At 72.0% G+C, this 17,974-nt stretch carries 14 protein-coding genes; 9 read left to right on the top strand and 5 right to left on the bottom strand.

Features of this window, described 5'->3' with window-relative positions; all coding sequences use genetic code 11:
• Window positions 1-55: 55 nt before the first annotated feature.
• The 7 genes from murJ to ACN265_RS31260 all read left to right on the top strand — a co-directional run bounded on the left by murJ (window position 56) and on the right by ACN265_RS31260 (window position 8,507).
• Complete coding sequence (gene murJ / locus ACN265_RS31290) at window positions 56-1,807, top strand: murein biosynthesis integral membrane protein MurJ (protein WP_204925511.1); 1,752 nt, start codon at window positions 56-58, stop codon at window positions 1,805-1,807.
• A 445-nt stretch (window positions 1,808-2,252) separates the two neighbouring features.
• Window positions 2,253-3,848, top strand: coding sequence for a protein kinase family protein (locus ACN265_RS31285; RefSeq protein WP_357924799.1), 1,596 nt, complete (start codon window positions 2,253-2,255; stop codon window positions 3,846-3,848).
• Between the two features lie 43 nt (window positions 3,849-3,891).
• Window positions 3,892-4,674: an RNA polymerase sigma factor SigM gene (sigM, locus tag ACN265_RS31280; protein WP_421410948.1), complete on the top strand. Its 783-nt coding sequence runs from the start codon at window positions 3,892-3,894 to the stop codon at window positions 4,672-4,674.
• A complete protein-coding gene (locus tag ACN265_RS31275) occupies window positions 4,671-5,675 on the top strand; it encodes a hypothetical protein (RefSeq protein ID WP_421410947.1) in 1,005 nt (334 codons plus the stop codon). The genes sigM and ACN265_RS31275 overlap by 4 nt, the downstream gene beginning before the upstream one ends.
• Before the next feature lie 177 nt (window positions 5,676-5,852).
• Window positions 5,853-6,803, top strand: a complete 951-nt coding sequence (trxB, locus tag ACN265_RS31270) for a thioredoxin-disulfide reductase (protein ID WP_204925515.1) — start codon at window positions 5,853-5,855, stop codon at window positions 6,801-6,803.
• Between the two features lie 36 nt (window positions 6,804-6,839).
• Window positions 6,840-7,163: a thioredoxin gene (trxA, locus tag ACN265_RS31265; RefSeq protein WP_088643651.1), complete on the top strand. Its 324-nt coding sequence runs from the start codon at window positions 6,840-6,842 to the stop codon at window positions 7,161-7,163.
• A 189-nt stretch (window positions 7,164-7,352) separates the two neighbouring features.
• The gene (locus tag ACN265_RS31260) at window positions 7,353-8,507 is read left to right on the top strand and encodes an N-acetylmuramoyl-L-alanine amidase (RefSeq protein ID WP_204925516.1); all 1,155 of its coding nucleotides are present in this window, start codon (window positions 7,353-7,355) and stop codon (window positions 8,505-8,507) included.
• A 24-nt stretch (window positions 8,508-8,531) separates the two neighbouring features.
• Here ACN265_RS31260 and ACN265_RS31255 read toward each other — a convergent pair whose 3' ends face one another.
• Window positions 8,532-9,197 (bottom strand): GNAT family N-acetyltransferase, encoded by a 666-nt coding sequence (locus tag ACN265_RS31255; protein ID WP_088643653.1) that lies wholly within the window; start codon window positions 9,195-9,197, stop codon window positions 8,532-8,534.
• A gap of 297 nt (window positions 9,198-9,494) precedes the next feature.
• On the opposite strand from ACN265_RS31255, the gene ACN265_RS31250 reads away from it, so the two are divergent.
• Both ACN265_RS31250 and ACN265_RS31245 read left to right on the top strand, forming a co-directional pair.
• Entirely contained in the window at window positions 9,495-10,802 is a 1,308-nt protein-coding gene (locus ACN265_RS31250; protein WP_204925517.1) for a PLP-dependent aminotransferase family protein, read from the top strand.
• 7 nt (window positions 10,803-10,809) lie between these two features.
• Window positions 10,810-11,805, top strand: a complete 996-nt coding sequence (locus tag ACN265_RS31245; RefSeq protein ID WP_420116333.1) for a D-alanine--D-alanine ligase family protein — start codon at window positions 10,810-10,812, stop codon at window positions 11,803-11,805.
• 50 nt (window positions 11,806-11,855) lie between these two features.
• On the opposite strand, the gene ACN265_RS31240 is transcribed toward ACN265_RS31245, so the two are convergent.
• The 4 genes from ACN265_RS31240 to rsmG all read right to left on the bottom strand — a co-directional run bounded on the left by ACN265_RS31240 (window position 11,856) and on the right by rsmG (window position 17,921).
• Window positions 11,856-12,884, bottom strand: coding sequence for a hypothetical protein (locus ACN265_RS31240; protein WP_421410944.1), 1,029 nt, complete (start codon window positions 12,882-12,884; stop codon window positions 11,856-11,858).
• A 1,644-nt stretch (window positions 12,885-14,528) separates the two neighbouring features.
• On the bottom strand, window positions 14,529-15,581 hold the full coding sequence (locus ACN265_RS31235; protein WP_204925519.1) for a ParB/RepB/Spo0J family partition protein: 1,053 nt from the start codon (window positions 15,579-15,581) through the stop codon (window positions 14,529-14,531).
• 27 nt (window positions 15,582-15,608) lie between these two features.
• Window positions 15,609-16,955 (bottom strand): AAA family ATPase, encoded by a 1,347-nt coding sequence (locus ACN265_RS31230; RefSeq protein ID WP_421410943.1) that lies wholly within the window; start codon window positions 16,953-16,955, stop codon window positions 15,609-15,611.
• Window positions 16,956-17,219: 264 nt separating this feature from the next.
• A complete protein-coding gene (gene rsmG / locus ACN265_RS31225) occupies window positions 17,220-17,921 on the bottom strand; it encodes a 16S rRNA (guanine(527)-N(7))-methyltransferase RsmG (RefSeq protein WP_421411706.1) in 702 nt (233 codons plus the stop codon).
• Between the last annotated feature and the right edge of the window lie 53 nt (window positions 17,922-17,974).

The following is a 17,974-nucleotide window of genomic DNA, read 5'->3' as shown; positions in this document are numbered from 1 at the left end:
TGGTCATGGACGTGCGGACCGGTGCCGGCTCCGACGTACCCCCGGGAGGCTGGAGATGAGCGGCGGGCTCTACCGCAGCGCGAACGCCGCGCAGGGGGGTGACGGTCCCCGGCCGTACGACGGGGCGACCTTCATCTCCGCCGAGCCGTTGAACCAGCCGGGGGTGGAGGCGACCGCGCCGCCGCAGGAGGTGGTCGCCGAGACCAGCGCGGCGGCGAACAGCGCGGTGATGGCGGTCGGCAGCCTGGTCAGCCGGGGCACCGGCTTCATCCGGAACCTGATGATCGGCGCCGCGCTGGGCAGCGCCGTCGGCGACGCGTTCACCACCGCCCAGTTCCTGCCCAACCAGGTGTACGAGTTCCTGCTCGGCGGCGTGCTGACCAGCGTGCTGATCCCGGTGCTGGTACGCCGCAGCAAGGCCGACCCGGACCGGGGCGAGGCGTACGCCCAGCGGCTGCTGACCCTCGCGGTGCTGGCCCTCGCGGTCACCGTGGTGCTGGCCCTGCTGCTGGCCTCGACCCTGACCACGCTCTACGCCGGCGGCAAGAACGCGGCGTACACGAGCCTGGTCACCAACCTGTCGTACCTGATGCTGCCGATGCTGTTCTTCACCGGCGTCAGCGCGTTGATCGCGGCGGTGCTGAACACCCGGGGGCACTTCGCCGCGCCGATGTGGGCGCCGATCCTGAACAACCTGGTCGTCATCGGCACGTTCGGCCTCTACATCGCGGTGTACGGCGCGCGGGCGCTGGGCCCGGAGGACATCGGCTGGGAGCGCGTCCTGCTGGTCGGCGGGGGCACCCTACTCGGCGTGGCGGTGCAGGCGGCCGGGCTGCTGCCGGCGCTGCGCAAGGTCGGGTTCCGGTGGAAGCTGCGGTTCGACTTCCGCGAGCTGGGGCTGCGTGAGCTGGCCCGGCTCGGTGGCTGGATGTTCTGCTACGTCGCGGTCAACCAGCTCGGCCTGTTCGTGGTGGTCAACCTGCTCACCCGGGCCGCCGGTGGCGACGAGAACAACGCCGGCCTGCTGATCTACAACAACGTCTTCCTGCTGCTGATGATGGCGCACGGCATCATCGCCGTCTCGATCATCACGGCGCTGATGCCCCGGATGAGCGCCGCCGCCGCCGAGGGCCGGTTCACCGACGTCACCGCCGACCTGTCCCGGGGCACCCGGATGGTGACGGCGGTGCTCGCCCCGATCGCGGTCTGCTACGCGGTGCTGGCCGGCCCGGTCTCCGTGGTGGTCTTCCAGTACGGCGCGTTCAACGGTGACAACGCGCTGGCCACCTCGCTGGTGCTGCTGGTCGCCGCGCTGGGCCTGGTGCCGTTCGCGATCAGCCAGCTGTTCACCTTCGCCTTCTACGCGTTGCCGGACACCCGTACCCCGGCGCTGGTCAACATCCCGGTGGTGATCCTGCGGGTGGCCGTGCAGATCGGGGTCTTCGTCACCTTCTCGGCCACCTTCGCGGCGGCCGGCATGATGCTCGGCAACGCCATCTCGTACGTGGCGGCGGCGGTGCTCTCGGCGATGCTGCTGCGGCCCCGGGTGGGCCGGATCGGGCTGGGCCGGATCATGCGGACCATGGGCAAGGTGCTGGTGGCGGCGCTCGGCGCGGCACTGGTCGGCCTGCTGGTGGTCAACCTGCTGCCCGGTGACCCGGAGAACCTGAGCCGGCTGGCGGCGGCGGTGCGGCTGGTGCTCGGCGGGGCGGTGATCGGCGGGACGTACCTGGGCCTGGCGATGGTGCTGCGGATCGGCGAGATCACCGAGGTGGTCGCGATGGTGCGCCGACGGCTCGGCCGCTGAGCCGCCGGCCAGCCCGCGACCGGGCAGGGGACACGCAGGGTGAACGAGGATCACCAGCCTGGGGACACGCCTGTGGATAACTTGGTGATTGCCCGCTCAGTCACCGTAAAGGGCTGTGGATAACCAACCGTAAGGCTGAGCATGTACGACCGTTCGGCGGGAACCAGACCTGCCGACACCGGATCGTTCCCGGTGGGTCGGCCCGGAGGTCGACGGTTTGCGACGGGCGTCTAGATTGGCCAGTACATGTGTCAGCAACGTGGGAGAGAGTGGCGTTAAACGGACTTTCCACCCCATATGCGACAGGCCGTCGAGCGCGGCGGGAAGATGACATGTCGGTATGACGGGCGGTCCGGGTAAGGTCGCTGTCGACGGACACGGCAGGTGGCCGACGCCCGAGTCGACGCCGCCGGTCGGTTCCAGCGACGGCGGAGCGGGAAGCCACATGCCCAGCAGCGCGGGTCCATCGATCGACACGATCACCGAGGGAGGACGGGTGACCCAGGTCGGCGAGGGTCAGGAGGCGGAGGAAACTGCTCCTCCGGTCATGACCTTCGGTGCTCCCACGGCCGGTGAGATCCTCGCCGAGCGGTACGAGCTGGTCGAGCACATCAACAACGACAGTGCCGGGCGCCTGGTCTGGCGGGGGGTCGACGTCATCCTGCGCCGGCCCGTGGCGGTGGTGCTCCGCTACCCCGGCGGCGACTCGGCCACCGAGATGCTCCAGGCCGCCGTGGCGGCCAGCCGGGTCATCCACCCCAACCTGGTCGGCGTCTACGACGCGATCGACGAGGACGTCCGGGCGTACGTCGTCCGGGAGTGGGTCGACGGTCGCTCCCTGCGTGAGCTGGTCGCCGAAGGGCCGATGGACCCGGCCCGGGCCACCGCCGTCGGCAACGCGGTCGCCAGCGCCCTCGCCGCCGTGCACGCCACCGGGATGGTCCACGGCAACGTGCACCCCGGCACCGTGATGATCAGCGACGACGGCCGGGTGGTCCTGGCCGACGCCCGCACCGACGGCGACGACAGCCAGGAAGCCGACATCCGCGCGGTGGGTGGCGTCCTCTACTTCGCCCTCACCGGGCACTGGCCGCACGCCGAGGCCCCGCTGCGCGGCGCGACCGCCGGCCACGGCCGGGCCGCCATCCCGGACGCCGTCCGCGACGCCAGCGGCGCCATCGCCGCCCCCCGGCAGGTCCGGGCCGGCGTGCCGGCGTACCTCGACGACCTGACGATGGACCTGCTCGACGCCGAGATCGCCCCGCCGTCGTCGGACGTGCTCTCCGCCGAGCTGGGTCGCCTCGACATCCCCGCCGAGGACCACTTCCTCGACCAGACCGGCACCATCCGGTTCACCGCCGACGGCGTCGAGGACCGTTCACCGCTGGCCGCCGCGGGCGGCCGGAAGGTCGCGATCGGCATCGCCGGGCTGCTGGCGGTCGCCCTCGTCGGCCTGCTCATCGGCATCACCACCCTGGGCGGCGACGACAGCCCCGAGACCGAGCCGGTGGCCCGCCCCTCCAACAGCGCGCCGGCCGGCGACGCCACCCCGGCCCCCGTGGTGCGCAAGCTCGCCATCCAGGACATCCGGATCATCGACCCGGACAGCCGGCAGCGCAACGAGCTGGACGACGCCGAGAAGATGATGGACGGCGACGAGGACAAGGGTTGGGAGACCGACACCTACTACTCGGCCAACTTCAGCAACTACAAGAAGGGCATGGGGGTCTGGATCGACCTCGGTGCCCCGCACACGGTCAAGTCGCTCACCGCCACCCTGTCGGACTCCGGCGTCTCCGCCGCCCTGTTCACCGGCAACGGCGACTTCCCGTCCACCTCGCAGGGCGACAAGGACCTGGTCAAGGGCTTCAAGACCCGGATCGGCCAGCCGTTCGAGCAGCACGACGGCACCAAGATGGCCTTCGACGGTTTCGACCCCGAGCAGAAATACCAGTACCTGCTCTTCTGGATCACCGAGCTGCCCTCCACCGAGCGGGGCTTCAAGCTGGGCGTCCAGGAGATCTCGGTCCAGGGATCGTGATCCGCCGGCCGCGACCCCGTCACCGCCTCCGCCGGACGTGGTGATGGTCGGTCGCGGCGGGCAGTCACCCGACCCGGCGACCGGTGGGCCGGCGTCGGTCGTGGTGTCGCACCCCGAGACCACCGACCTGGACCTGCTCCGCGCCCACGTCGCCGGTGACCGGGACGCCTTCACCGAACTGTTCCACAGGCACCGCGACCGGCTCTGGGCGGTGGCCCTGCGGACCACGGGCGACCGGGAGGAGGCGGCCGACGCCCTCCAGGACGCGCTGCTCTCCGCCCACCGCGCCGCCGGCCGGTTCCGGGGCGACTCCGCCGTCACCACCTGGCTGCACCGGATCGTGGTCAACGCCTGCCTGGACCGGCTCCGCCGCCGGCAGGCGCACCCCACCGTCCCGCTGCCCGACGGCAACCACACCGACGACGTCCGGGGGACCGGTGGCGTCGAACCGGCAGCCCCGGCCACCGACCACGACACCGCCCTGGTGGTACGCCAGGCGCTGGCCGGGTTGCCGGTCGAGCAGCGGGCCGCGCTGATCCTGGTGGACGTGCAGGGCTACCCGGTCGCCGAGGTCGCCCGGATCCTCGGCGTGGCCGAGGGCACGGTGAAGAGCCGGTGCGCCCGGGGCCGGGCCCGGCTGGCCGGCGTGCTGGGGCACCTGCGCACCGGCGGGGACCACCCCCCGGTCGGGTCGGCCACGGCGGACGGGTCCCGCCGGACGGGTCGGGACGTTCCCGACGTCACACCCGGGAACCGGCAGCCGGCCAGCGACGTCCGATCGGGGTCGGGGCAGGCCCGGCGGGACGCCATCCAGGAGGAGCCGTGACCGGCCGGGAGTTCAGGGAGGTCGACCACGACCTGCTCGCCGACTACGTGGGCGGGGCACTGGACGGCACCCCGGAGCACACCGTCGTCGCCCGCCTGGTGACCGAGGACCCGGCCTGGGCCGACGCGTACGCCGTCCTGACGCCCGCCGTGGCCCGGGTGCACGACGCGTTGGCCGGTTGGGGCACCGCCGCACCGGAGATGCCGCTGGCCGTGGTGGAGCGGCTCACCGCCGTACTCGCCGGTGCCGGTCCGGCCGCCGACCCGCCCGCCGACGACGACGCGACGCCCCGCCGGGCCGCACCGGGCGACGTCCGGCCGGTCCGGGCAGCCGGGCCGGTGCCGACGCAGCCGGGCGGTCGGCGTACCCCCGGCGGTCGTCCCGACGAGGGGCGTGCCGATCCGTCGGGCCCCGGTCGGCGGCGACGCTGGGCGCGGCTGGCCGGGCCGGTCACCCTCGCCGCGGCGTCGCTGGCGGCTGTGGGTTTCGGCGTCGCCCACCTGGTCGACGGCACCACCGACCGGGACGCGGCCACCTCGCTGGCCGGCCCGGCGCAGGAGCGCGCGGAGGGTGGGTTCCGGTTCAGCGGTGAGACCCGGCGCAGCGGCGTCGACTGGTCCCCGTCGACGCTGCGGGGCACCACGGCGGCCCCGATGGTCCAACCCGTCACCCCGCCGGGCCTCCAACCCGGTGACGAACCTGGGGTCACCACCCAGATCAGCCCCGGCGCGCCGGAGAGCAAACGGCTCGCCGCCCCCGCCGGGCTGGACCGGCTGACCGGGCGGACGGCGCTCGACGCCTGCCTCGCCGACATCGCGTCCGCGCACCAGCGTGGGCCGCTCACCGTCGAGGTGGTCGACTACGCCACGTTCAACGGCGAGCCGGCGCTGGTCGTCCACTTCGCCGATTCCACCGGGGCGCGGTGGGCGTGGGTGAGCGGCGCGGAGTGCGGTGTGCCGGGGTCCGGCGCGGACACCCGCTACCAGTCGCGGGTAGGGTGAGGTCCCGGTCACCGCTCGTCCCGCATCGCGTGACGTGACCCACCGGACGACCGGTCCGGGAATCCCCGGTTCGTACGATGACGTTCTGCAAGTCAGCCGCCGACGTCGTTGAACCGTCGGCGCTCGGATCGACGTCGGTGCGCCGCCGATGTCGTACACACACATCGGGAGACGGCAGTGGACGAGGTCCGCAACCTGATCATCATCGGCTCCGGGCCGGCCGGGTACACGGCGGCGGTCTACGCCGCACGCGCCAACCTCAAGCCACTCGTGATCGAGGGTGTGCAGTCCGGCGGTGCGTTGATGACCACGACCGAGGTGGAGAACTTCCCCGGTTTCGCCGACGGCATCCTCGGCCCCGAGCTGATGGACAACATGCGCAAGCAGGCCGAGCGGTTCGGTGCGGAGTTCCTGACCGACGACGTCACCCGGGTCGAGCTGAAGGACACCGGCGACACCGGTTCCGACGCGGTCAGCACCGTGTGGGTCGGGCAGACCGCCTACCGGGCGAAGGCCGTCATCCTCTCCACCGGCTCGGCCTGGCGTCCGCTGGGCGTGCCGGGTGAGCAGGAGTACCTGGGGCACGGCGTGTCGTCCTGCGCCACCTGTGACGGGTTCTTCTTCCGCAACCAGCACATCGTGGTGGTCGGCGGCGGCGACTCCGCGATGGAGGAGGCCAGCTTCCTCACCCGGTTCGCCGAGTCGGTCACGATCATCCACCGGCGCGACTCGTTCCGGGCCAGCAAGATCATGGCCGACCGCGCGCTGAGCAACGACAAGATCCGGGTGGAGTGGAACAGCACCGTCGAGGAGGTGCTCGGCGCCGACGGCAAGGTGACCGGTGTCCGGGTCCGCAACGTGCACACCGGCGACGTCAAGGTGCTCGACGTGACGGGCGTGTTCGTGGCGATCGGCCACGACCCGCGCAGCGAACTCTTCCGCGACCAGGTCGAGCTGGACGACGAGGGTTACGTGAAGGTGCAGTCGCCGAGCACCCGCACCAGCGTGCCGGGCGTCTTCGCCGCCGGTGACGTGGTCGACCACACCTACCGGCAGGCGATCACCGCCGCCGGCACCGGCTGTGCCGCCGCCCTCGACGCCGAGCGGTTCATCGCCACCCTGAGCTGAACGACTGCAACACCACAACTGAGAAGGAGGGTCATAGTGGGAGCGACCAAGGTCGTCACCGACGCCAGTTTCACCGCTGACGTGCTCAAGTCCGACAAGCCGGTCCTGGTGGACTTCTGGGCCGAGTGGTGCGGGCCGTGCCGCAAGGTCTCACCGCTGCTGGAGGAGATCGCCGGCGAGATGGCCGGCCAGGTCACCATCGTCAAGCTCAACATCGACGAGAACCCGGAGACCGCCCGCGCCTACCGGGTGATGTCCGTGCCGACCCTCACCATCTTCAAGAACGGCGAGCCGGTGCAGTCGATCGCCGGTGCCAAGCCGAAGGGCGAACTGGTCCGGCTGATCGAGTCGGCGCTGTAACCCCGCACCCCACCGGGAACCCCGCACCCCACCGGGTGCGGGGTTCCGGCCGTTCCGGGCCCTGACCTGCACGAACCCCCGGCCGGCGGCAACCGGTCACGGTACGCTCCGTAAGCGCTGGTCCTACCGGACGCGCAAGCGTGGCCGTCATCGAAGGTGCCCGGCAGCCAACCTCTGAGGGGGTCCTGCGTGCGTCCGATCCGACCCGGTGACCGTGGACCGGCAGTGACCGAGATCCGTGCCGTCCTGACCGGCCTGGACCTTCTCGCCGCGCCCGGCGACGAGTTCGACGCCGCCACCGAACGGGCCGTCCGGGCCTTCCAGCAGTCCCGTGGGCTCAGCGCGGACGGGCGGGTCGGTGCCGAGACCTGGCGGGCCCTGGACGCCGCCCGCTGGCGGCTCGGCGCCCGCACCCTCTACCACGCGGTGCCCGACCCGCTGATCGGCGAGGACGTCCGGTCGCTGCAGGAACGCCTGCTGGAGATGGGGTACGACGTCGGCGGCGCGGACGCCGTCTACGGCGTACGCACCTCGCGGGCGGTGGCGCAGTTCCAGCGTGAGGTGGGGCTGAAACCGGACGGCTCCTGCGGGCCGTACACGATGGGCGCGCTGCGCCGGCTCGGCCGCAAGGTGGTCGGCGGACGCCCCCAGTGGCTGCGCGAATCCGACGCGATCCGGCAGTCCGGGCCGACCCTGGTCGGGCGCACCGTCGTCATCGACCCCGGCCACGGCGGCACCGACCCGGGAGTGGTGGTGCCCGACGGGACGCTGCGCTGGACCGAGGCGGACCTGGTGCACGACCTGGCCAGCCGGCTGGAGGGGCGGCTCGCCGCGGCCGGCGTCCGGGTGCAGCTGACCCGGGGCCCCGCGCCCCGTACCTGCCTGCCGGACATCGACCGGGCGGAGCTGGCCAACTCCCTCGGTGCCGACGCGTTCATCTCGCTGCACACCGACGGTCACGTCAACCCGGCCGCCGACGGGGTCGCCACCTACCACTACGGCACCGACAACGGCGTCACCTCGGCCACCGGGGAACGACTCGCCGGGCTGGTACAGCGGGAGATCGTGGCGCGGACCGGGCTGCGCGACTGCCGTACCCACGCCAAGGCGTGGGACCTGCTGCGGCTGACCAGGATGCCCGCCGTACGGGTCGAGGTGGGCTACCTGACCTCGCCGCAGGACCGGGCCCGGCTGGTCGACCCCCGGTTCCGGGACCGGATCGTCGAGGCGCTCGTGGCGGCCGTACAGCGGATGTTCTTCCCCGTCGAACGGGACGTGCCGACCGGCTCGATCGACGTCAGCGCGCTCCGCGCGGTGGTGGCGGCCGGCGCGGTCCGGGACTGAGCCGACGCCCCGGTCGGCGGCCGCTCAGCCGGCGCTGGAGCGGGTGGCCGGGGCGGGGCGCACCGGCCGCAGCAGGCTCTCCGGGCTCATCGAGCCGAGCAGCTTCTCCAGCGCGTACTCGACGTCGGACTTCCAGCTCAGCGCGGTGCGCAGCTCCAGGCGCAGGCGCGGGTAGCGGGGGTGCGGGCGGACCGTCTTGAAGCCCACCGAGAGGAAGAAGTCGGTCGGGGCGACGCAGGCCCGGGTGTCGTCCGGCTCGTCACCGAACTTCGCGTCGCCGAACGCCTCGATCGCCTTGATGCCCCGCTTGGTCAGGTCCCGGGCGACACCCTGCACCAGCATCCGGCCCAACCCGCCCCCGGCGAAGGCCGGCACCACGTTGGCGGTCATCAGCAGCGCGGCGTCCGCCGAGACCGGCGAGGTCGGAAACGCCATCGACCGGGGTACGTAGGCCGGCGGCGCGTACATCACGAACCCGGCCGGCATCCCGTCGACGTACGCCAGCTTGCCGCAGGAACCCCACTCCAGGAGCGTCTGGGAGACCCAGGCCTCCTTCTCCAGCCCCGGGTCGCCGTTCGCGCAGGCCCGCTCGGCGGAGACCGGGTCCAGCTCCCAGTAGACGCACTGCCGGCACGGGCGAGGCAGGTCTTCCAGGGTGTCCAGGGTCAGACTGACCAGACGTCGCGACATCAGAGCATCCCCACACTTAGGCTCGGAGGCGAGACCAGCCCGCGGCGGCAGCATCGCCCGCTGCGTCCCCGACGAGCGATCGTACGCCGACTGGCGACCGTACGGGAGGGGACGCGCGAATGGCCACCCGGGACGGGGACGGGACGTCCGGGATGTGGACCCGACCCGGATCGTGACCGGCAATCTGCCGAACGGGGACTACGATCGGCCGACCGGCGTCCCGCGCCGCCATGGTCGCCGGCACCGCGGGTACCCCAGCGGGCGGGAGCCCGACCGACACCCGATCGAGGTGATGTCATGACCGGCACGACGCTCGACGACTACACCGACCGGTACGCCCGGCGGGTCCGGGGCATGACCGCCTCGGAGATCCGGGCCCTCTTCGCGGTCGCCAGCCGGCCGGAGGTCGTCTCGCTCGCCGGTGGCGCACCCTACATCGCCGCGCTGCCGCTCGACGCGGTCGGCGAGATGCTCGGCAGGCTCGGCTCCGAGTTCGGTTCCACCACCCTCCAGTACGGCATCGGCCAGGGCAGCCTGGAGCTGCGCGAGCGGATCTGCGAGGTGATGGCGCTCTCCGGCATCGACGCCTCCTGCGGCGCCTCCCCCGACGACGTGGTGGTCACCGTCGGCGGGCAGCAGGCGCTCGACCTGGTGGCCCGGCTCTTCCTCGACCCGGGTGACGTGGTGCTCGCCGAGGGTCCGACGTACGTCGGCGCACTCGGGGTGTTCCAGGCCGCCCAGGCCCAGGTCGTGCACGTGCCGATGGACGACGACGGGCTGATCCCGGAGGCCCTGGAGGTGGCCATCGCCGACCAGGCCCGTGCCGGCCGTCGGGTCAAGTTCCTCTACACCATCCCCACCTACCAGAACCCGGCCGGCGTGACGCTGAGCGACGAGCGGCGGGAACGGGTGCTCGACATCTGCGAGCGGGCCGGCCTGCTGGTGGTCGAGGACGACCCGTACGGCCAGCTGGGTTTCGAGGGCGACGCGCCCGCGCCGCTGCGGGCCCGCCGCCGCGACGGGGTGTTCTACCTGAGCACCTTCTCCAAGACCTTCGCCCCCGGGCTGCGGGTGGGCTGGATCCTCGCCCCGCACGCCGTCCGCGACAAGCTGGTCATCGCCAGCGAGGCGCAGATCCTCTGCCCCAGCGCGTTCGCGCAGGCCGCCGTCTCGACGTACCTGTCGACGATGCCCTGGCGCGAACAGCTGAAGGTCTACCGGGAGATCTACCGCGAGCGGCGGGACGCGCTGCTCGGCGCGCTGCACGACCAGATGCCCGAGGGAACCACCTGGACCAGGCCCACCGGCGGGCTGTTCGTCTGGGCCACCCTGCCCGACGGGCTGGACGCCAAGGCCATGGTGCCGCGTTCCATCGCCGCCCGGGTCGCCTACGTGCCGGGGACCGGTTTCTACGCCGACGGCACCGGCACCGGCAACATGCGGCTCAACTTCTCCTTCCCCACCCCGGAGCGGATCCGCGAGGGGGTGCGCCGGCTGGCCCGGGTGATGGAGCAGGAGCTGGCCATGCGGCAGGTCTTCGGCGCGGTCACGCCGACCGGGAGCCGGCGGGGTGGTCCGGACGTCCCCGGCCCCGACTTGGCATGATTCCGGGATGGCTGTCACCCCCGTCGAGCGCTCCCTCGTGACCGGTTCCGCCGCCACCGACCTGCACGTGCTCGTGCTCGCCGGCGGCCTGTCCTACGAGCGGGACGTCTCCCTGCGGTCCGGCCGGCGGGTCCTCGACGCGTTGCGCAGCGCCGGGGTGGAGGCGGAGCTGCGGGACGCCGACGTGGCGTTGCTGCCCGCGCTGGCCGCCGACCCGCCCGACGCCGTGGTGATCGCCCTGCACGGCGCGACCGGCGAGGACGGTTCACTGCGCGGCGTGCTCGACCTCTGCGACGCGCCCTACGTCGGCTGTGACGCGCGGGCCGCCCGACTGGCCTGGGACAAGCCGTCGGCGAAGGCGGTGCTGCGGGAGAACGGCATTCCCACCCCCGACTGGGTGGCCCTGCCACACGACCGTTTCTCGGAGCTGGGTGCGGTGGCGGTGCTCGACCGGATCGTGGACCGGCTCGGGCTACCGCTGATGGTCAAGCCGACGCAGGGCGGTTCGGGCCTCGGCGCCGCCGTGGTCAAGGACGCCGCCGCCCTCCCGGCCGCAATGGTCGGCTGCTTCGCGTACGACTCGACGGCGCTGGTCGAACGGTACGTGGCCGGGATGGACGTCGCGGTGTCCGTGCTCGACCTGGGCGACGGACCGCAGGCGCTGCCGCCCGTGGAGATCGTCCCCCGCAACGGCGTGTACGACTACGCGGCCCGATACACCGCCGGCCGTACCACCTGGCACGCGCCGGCCCGGCTCGACCCGGCCGTCGCCGGTGCGGTGGCCCAGGTGGCGCTGGCCGCGCACACCGCGCTCGGGCTGCGTGACCTGTCCCGCGTCGACCTGATCGTCGACGGGGACGGCCAGCCGCACGTGCTGGAGGTCAACGTCTCACCCGGTATGACGGAGACGTCGCTGCTGCCGTTGGCGGTCCAGGCGGCCGGGCTCGACCTCGGCCAGGTCCTCGGCACGCTCGTCGGTCGGGCCGCCGCCCGCCGCTCCTGACCCGCCGCTCCTGACCCGCTGCTGTCGGCGGGCTTCCGGCCGGCGGTCCGTCAGGGTCGGACGGTGTCCCGGGTGACGGTTCCGCCGCCTGCCTTTCCGGTTCCGACCGGCTCGTCGGTCGCGGTGGTCCCGGTGGCGTCCGTCGCCGGACCGTCGGGGTCACTCGGCACCGAATCGGTACCGGCACTCTCGGACATGCTGTCCGGCTGGGCTGTGGCCTCGGCGGACTGACCGTCGGCGTCCCGGCCCGTCTCCGGGTCGGGGTCGTCGCCCGGGGTGCCGTTGCTCGGTTCTTCCGCCGCGCCTTCCCCCGACGCCGTGTGTTCCGCCACGGTGTCGGCCAGTGCTCCCGCCCCGGTGCTGGACAGGTCCGGGGTGGGCTCGTTCTCCGTGACCGGGAGTGGGGTCTCCTCCGCCGACTCGATCACCGAGACAGCCTCCTCGGCGGCTACCGCCGCGGCCTCGGCCGACGACTGCGCGGCGATGCTGGAGGGCGTCTGCCACTGGATGCGCGGCGGCTCGGCGAGCGGGCGTCCACCGAACTCGGCCAGCCAGGCCGCGACGTGCGCGAGGTTTTCCCGCCACCGGGATTCCGAGATCGGGGGCAGGATCGAGTCCCAGAGCGACAGGAACGTGCCGCGCAGTTGAAGCCGACCATACGGCCGGGCCAGGAACCACATGTGCAGGTGGGCGGACCCGTCGCCCCACCGGTTCACGTGCACCCGGGCGACACCGTCCAGCGAGCGGATGGCGCGCTCCAGCCGAACCGTCATCACCCCGAGTTCGGCCGCGAGCAGGTTGGGCAGGTCGCCCAGGTCGAGGTGGGACCGCGACTCCAGGATGAGCACCATCGGCAGGCCGGTGGGACGGTCCATCGCCCGCACCCGCCAGCGTTCACCCACCCAGATGTACGCGTCGTCCGGCGCGTTGCAGGCGATGCATTCCCGGAGCCCTTCGCCCTTGCGGGGAGGCTCGACCGCTACCGGCTCGTCGAGCTGCTTGACCCGGAGGTCACCTTCGAAGGGGAACGACGGCCACTGGGTGAAGTCCGGAACCGAGGGGGGAGGGGTGTCGTGCACGACGCTGACCATAACCGAGACGAGGACCGCTGTCCCTACCCCGAACGCCGCTGATCATGAGGGGATTTCGGTCAACGGGAGGCGACCGGCAGGGGCGTGCGGAGGGGTGTCACGACGGTTGTCCACAGGCTGATGAGATCACCAGCACACCCCGTCATCCACAGGCTGGCGTGCGTTCTGACGCGCTGTTTCACGTGAAACGGGTGCAGCCTGTGGAAAACTTCTGTGGATAACTCTGGTGCTTCATCCACAGCACTGTTCACAGGAACCAGGGGTCCGTCTTCTTCAACGATCGAGGGGTTCGCCGGGCTGCTGGGCGACCACCGTTTTCCCCGACAGACACCTGGGATCGTCGACTCGCGGGGCGGTCCCTGTCCGCATCCAGGAGGTAGGGCGACCCGGTATGGCTAGTGGTGGGGGCCGCTCGCCATCCACGCCGACCGCGCTCCCCTTCGCTTCGACGCCGTGGCGCTGAAGCCGTAGGTGAACGGGTCGACGGGTTTCACGTGAAACAGCACCCGGACGGCGCGGTCGGTCGCACGGGCTGGCACTCTGCCGCCGTGGTGCGAGCCGGCTCCCGGCATCCCCCGCCCTCTGACGGTTCGAGCACCACCCGTGCGGAGGTGTCGCCGCCACGAGATTCTGCCCACCGTTGGCAGTGGGCTCGCACGAAGCCGCCGTGAGGACCGAAGGGCGGTCGGGGTGCCGTTCCGGTCGGAGCGGGAATGTACGTCCGTAGAGCCGACGTCGACATCGGGGTACCGGGTCGACTGCGATGCGCAGGCGGCGGGCGGTCATGCATCTCGGGTGGCCCCTGTTCCACGTGAAACGTTGCGGCGTCGGACACGTCTGGCCGCACTCCCAACGCCCCGCCGGACACAGTCGGTCGCCGGCGGCCCTCAGATCAATCGTGCCGGCCTCTGCACCTCCCGGACGGACCCACTTGTGGGTCGCGGTGGCCATCGTGATCCAGGCGATCTGAGCGGCCAGCACGCCACCCCCGAGGGGTGGGGCGGCCGTCGCGGCTTTTCCCGCTGGCAACCCGCGGATCGGGCCGACCCAAGGCGCTGCGCCTACCACCCTCGGGCCCGACGGCTCCAACCGTCTCCGGTGGCCCCTCACCGGAGCATGATTCCCGCGATGCCCTGTGTGGTCTCAGCCCGCCGGGCACCACCGCCCCACCCCGGTTTCACGTGAAACCGGGCGTTCAACAACGGCTTGTGGGCGTTGCTACCAAAAGCCGCCGCGTCCCCACAGCAGTCGAGCCGGACACCGCTCCGGGCGCGGTCCTCTGCCCAGATGCCATCCGCTGACCGCGCCAACCGGAACGCCCGACGTCCCATCTCTCAGGCCTCCCATCGCCAGGCCGGCCCACGGACCAACTGTTGTCGGCGGCGGCGGTGGCGAGGTCGTTCCAGGGTCCGCCCGACGCATGCGCGGGGGTATGGAGGGACCGAGCCCCCGGCTGCCGCACGCCGAATCCCGTGTCCTCCTGGACCGCCGGCGCCGCCGGCGGTCCAGCCGCGCGGCCTGACACCTCCCCGGGACGAGCAATCGGCCGCGTACCCGGGCGGGTACGCGGCCGAAGTGAAGACTGCGCGGCGGAGGCTGGCGGACAGGCCGTACCGGCGTACCGGACGGTCGTCAGTCCTCGGGTTCCGCCTGTTCTTCCTCGCCGACGCCGATGATGCCGACGATCCGTTCCAGATCGTCCACCGTGGCGAACTCGATCGTGATCTTTCCCTTGCTCCGACCGATGTCCACCTTCACCCGGGTGTCGAACCGGTCGGAGAGCCGGTCGGCCAGGTCGGTCAGCGCGGGGGCGTGCGGCTTGGCCCGACGCTTGGCAGCCGGCGTCTTCGTGGGGCCGTCGCTGAGCGCCAGGGCGACGATCTCCTCGGTGGCCCGTACGGAGAGTCCTTCGGCGACGATGCGCAGGGCAAGCTGCTCCTGGGCCTCCGACTCGTCGAGGCTGAGCAGCGCCCGGGCGTGACCGGCCGACAGCACGCCGGCAGCCACCCGCCGCTGGACCTGTGGGGGCAGGTTCAGCAGTCGGATCGTGTTCGAGATCTGCGGACGGCTGCGTCCGATCCGGCGGGCCAGTTCCTCGTGGGTGGCGCCGAACTCCTCCAGCAGTTGCTGGTACGCGGCGGCTTCTTCCAGCGGGTTGAGGTTGGCCCGGTGGATGTTCTCCAGGAGCGCGTCCCGGAGCATCGCGTCGTCCTTGGTTTCCCGGACGATCGCCGGGATGCTCTCCCGGCCGACCGCCTGGGCGGCACGCCAGCGCCGCTCGCCCATGACGAGTTCGTACTTCTCGCCGTCGAGCTGACGTACGACGATCGGCTGGAGAAAGCCGACCTCCTGGATGGAGGTCTTCAGCTCCTCCAACGCCTCCTCGTCGAAGACGTGCCGGGGTTGCTTGGGGTTCGGCACGATCGCGTCGACGGAGATCTCCGCGAAGCGCGCACCGGGCACCGGGCTGAGTTGGGGTTCCTCAGGCTGCGGCGGTGCGCTGACCGTCGGGGTGGGCATCGACGGGGCAGGGCTCACGGGATCGGCGGACGTTTCGATCACCGGACGCGCCGGGTCGACCTCCACGGGCATGGTCGCCGTGGCCGTACTGCTCTCCTGCACCGGCCCGGTCGGGATCAGCGCACCGAGCCCTCTACCCAGACCGCCCCGGGGACGGTTCTTCATACGACGCCTCCCAGCGACTCGTCCGCACTACGCATTCCGGTTCACCGGCTCCTTGGCACCGCGCTCGGCGATCTCCTGGGCGGCCTCGAAGTAACTCGTAGCCCCCCGCGATCCGGGATCGTAGGTCATCACGGACTGCCCGTAGCTCGGGGCCTCCGACACGCGGACGTTGCGGGGGATGACAGCCTGGAGGACCTTGTCACCGAAGTGGTTACGGACGTCCTGTTCCACGGCGTCGGCCAGCCGGGTACGGCGGTCGTACATGGTGAGCAGGATCGTGGAGACGGCCAGCTTCGGGTTCAGGTGCTGGCGTACCAGATTGATGTTGTTTATCAACTGGTTCAGCCCTTCCAGCGCGTAGTACTCGCACTGGATCGGGATCAGCACCTCCTGGGCGGCCACCAGAGCATTGACCGTCAGCAGGCCGAGAGAGGGTGGGCAGTCTATGAACACGTAGTCGAAGTGCCCCGGGTACGCCTCGATCGCCCGGTTCAGCCGGGACTCCCGGGCGACCACCGAGACCAGCTCGATCTCGGCACCGGCCAGGTCGATGGTCGCCGGCACACACCACAGGTTGGGGATGCCCTCCACCTCCTGGGCGACCTCGGCCAGCGGCACGCTGTCGATCAGGCAGTCGTAGACATCCGGCACGCCCGTGTGGTGCGGGACGTTCAACCCGGTGGAAGCGTTGCCCTGCGGGTCGAGGTCGACCACCAACACGCGGTTCCCGTGCAGGGCCAGGGCCACCGCCAGGTTCACCGTGGTCGTGGTCTTGCCCACGCCGCCCTTCTGATTGGCAACGCACATCACCCGGGTCCGCTCGGGACGGGGCATGGTCACCTCGCCACTCGGATTAAGGATCTGCACGGCGCGCATCGCCTCCATAGCCAACGGTGGATCATCCTCTTCGCGCGTCGGGGTTTCACGTGAAACGTACGCGGCGTCCGCCGCATCGACGGTCCCGGGAGCGGGAACGCCGACCATGGTCACGGCATCGGGCACCGCGCCGGGATAGGGTTGTACGGGCACCGGCGGCGTGTTGCCGTGCACCGGTGCCTCGAAGCGCGAGGATGCCCCCGCGTTCCGTCGTACCGAGGTGGTCGTCCGGTCGTCCGGAGCGTTGACCGGTCGACCGTCGGGGCCGGACTGCACGGGAGGCGGTGGCACGTACGACTCGGGAACCGGACGGGCGGCACCCACTGCGGGCGGCTCCCGGCGTACCCCGGGATCGCGCTCCGGCGGCCGGATCGTGGGCTGCCCGCCGGTCGTCCAGCCCTGCTGATGGTCGGTTTCACGTGAAACAGGGTCCACGCCTGAGCCCGGCCCCTCGGGCCTGTTCACCCGTGGGTCGTCGTACCTGCCGTCGTCATGCACCTGTCATCCCTACCCGCTCCGGATGGTCGGTCCGCACCCCGTCTCGCTTGCCGTACACGCGCTCGCACCGCAGGGCGTACGGCCCGGCGGGGGCGATCGGTATCCGGTGCACCCGAACATCCGCCCGCCCCACACTATCGACGCGCGGTCAGCCTACGGGGGACGGGCGCGGCGGGTCCATCTTCGTTATCCGGAAGGCCGGGTGGCCCCCACCCGTCGGGCAGCCCACCACGCCGCGCGGCGCTCGGCACCGACAGGTCAGGGTCAGCGGACGCGCTTACGGCCTCCACGGGACCGCTTCGGCGCCATCTTCACGCCGGGGGCACGGACCACCCGCTCCCGGACGACCTCCACCACGGTGGTGGGCGGGTCGAGGAGATCGACGCCGCAGAGTCGTACCGTCGGCTCGCCTCCGCCCAGCGCGGCGACCGCCCCGGCGTGCTCGACGATCTCGTCCGCTGCGGAGGCCCCCTTGAGGGCGAGCAGTCGGCCACCGCGGACGACCAGGGGAAGGCTCCAGGTGGCGAGCCGGTCGAGCGGTGCCACCGCGCGGGCGGTGACCACGTCGGCGGTGAACGGGCCGACACCGTTCGCTCCGGTGGCCGCCTCGTCGGCCCGCCCCCGGAACACCCGGACGGTCCTGGCCAGTCCGAGCCGCTCCACCGCCTCGACGAGGAACGAGGTGCGTCGGGCCAGCGGCTCGACCAGTACGACGTTCAGGTCCGGACGGGCGATGGCCAGCACCACCCCGGGCAGGCCGGCACCGGACCCGACGTCGATCACGCTGGCGTTCTCGGGGATCAGCTCGGCGACGGCCGCGCAGTTGAGCAGGTGCCGGTCCCAGATCCGGGGTGCCTCGCGGGGGCCGATCAGGCCGCGTACCACCCCGTCGGTGGCGAGCAGTTCGGCGTACCGGACGGCCAGGTCGAGCCGGTCCCCGAAGAGGGTCCGCGCGGCGGCGGCCAGCTCGTCCGGGAGCGCGGCGTCCTGCGCCGAGGGTACGGGCCGCTCGGGCGACG

The organism is Micromonospora sp. WMMD730 (genome assembly GCF_049178955.1).
Taxonomy (GTDB): Bacteria; Actinomycetota; Actinomycetes; order Mycobacteriales; family Micromonosporaceae; genus Micromonospora; species Micromonospora wenchangensis.
The sequence above is the reverse complement of the archived record's forward strand: the minus strand, read 5'-3'. Positions and strand labels throughout refer to the sequence as shown.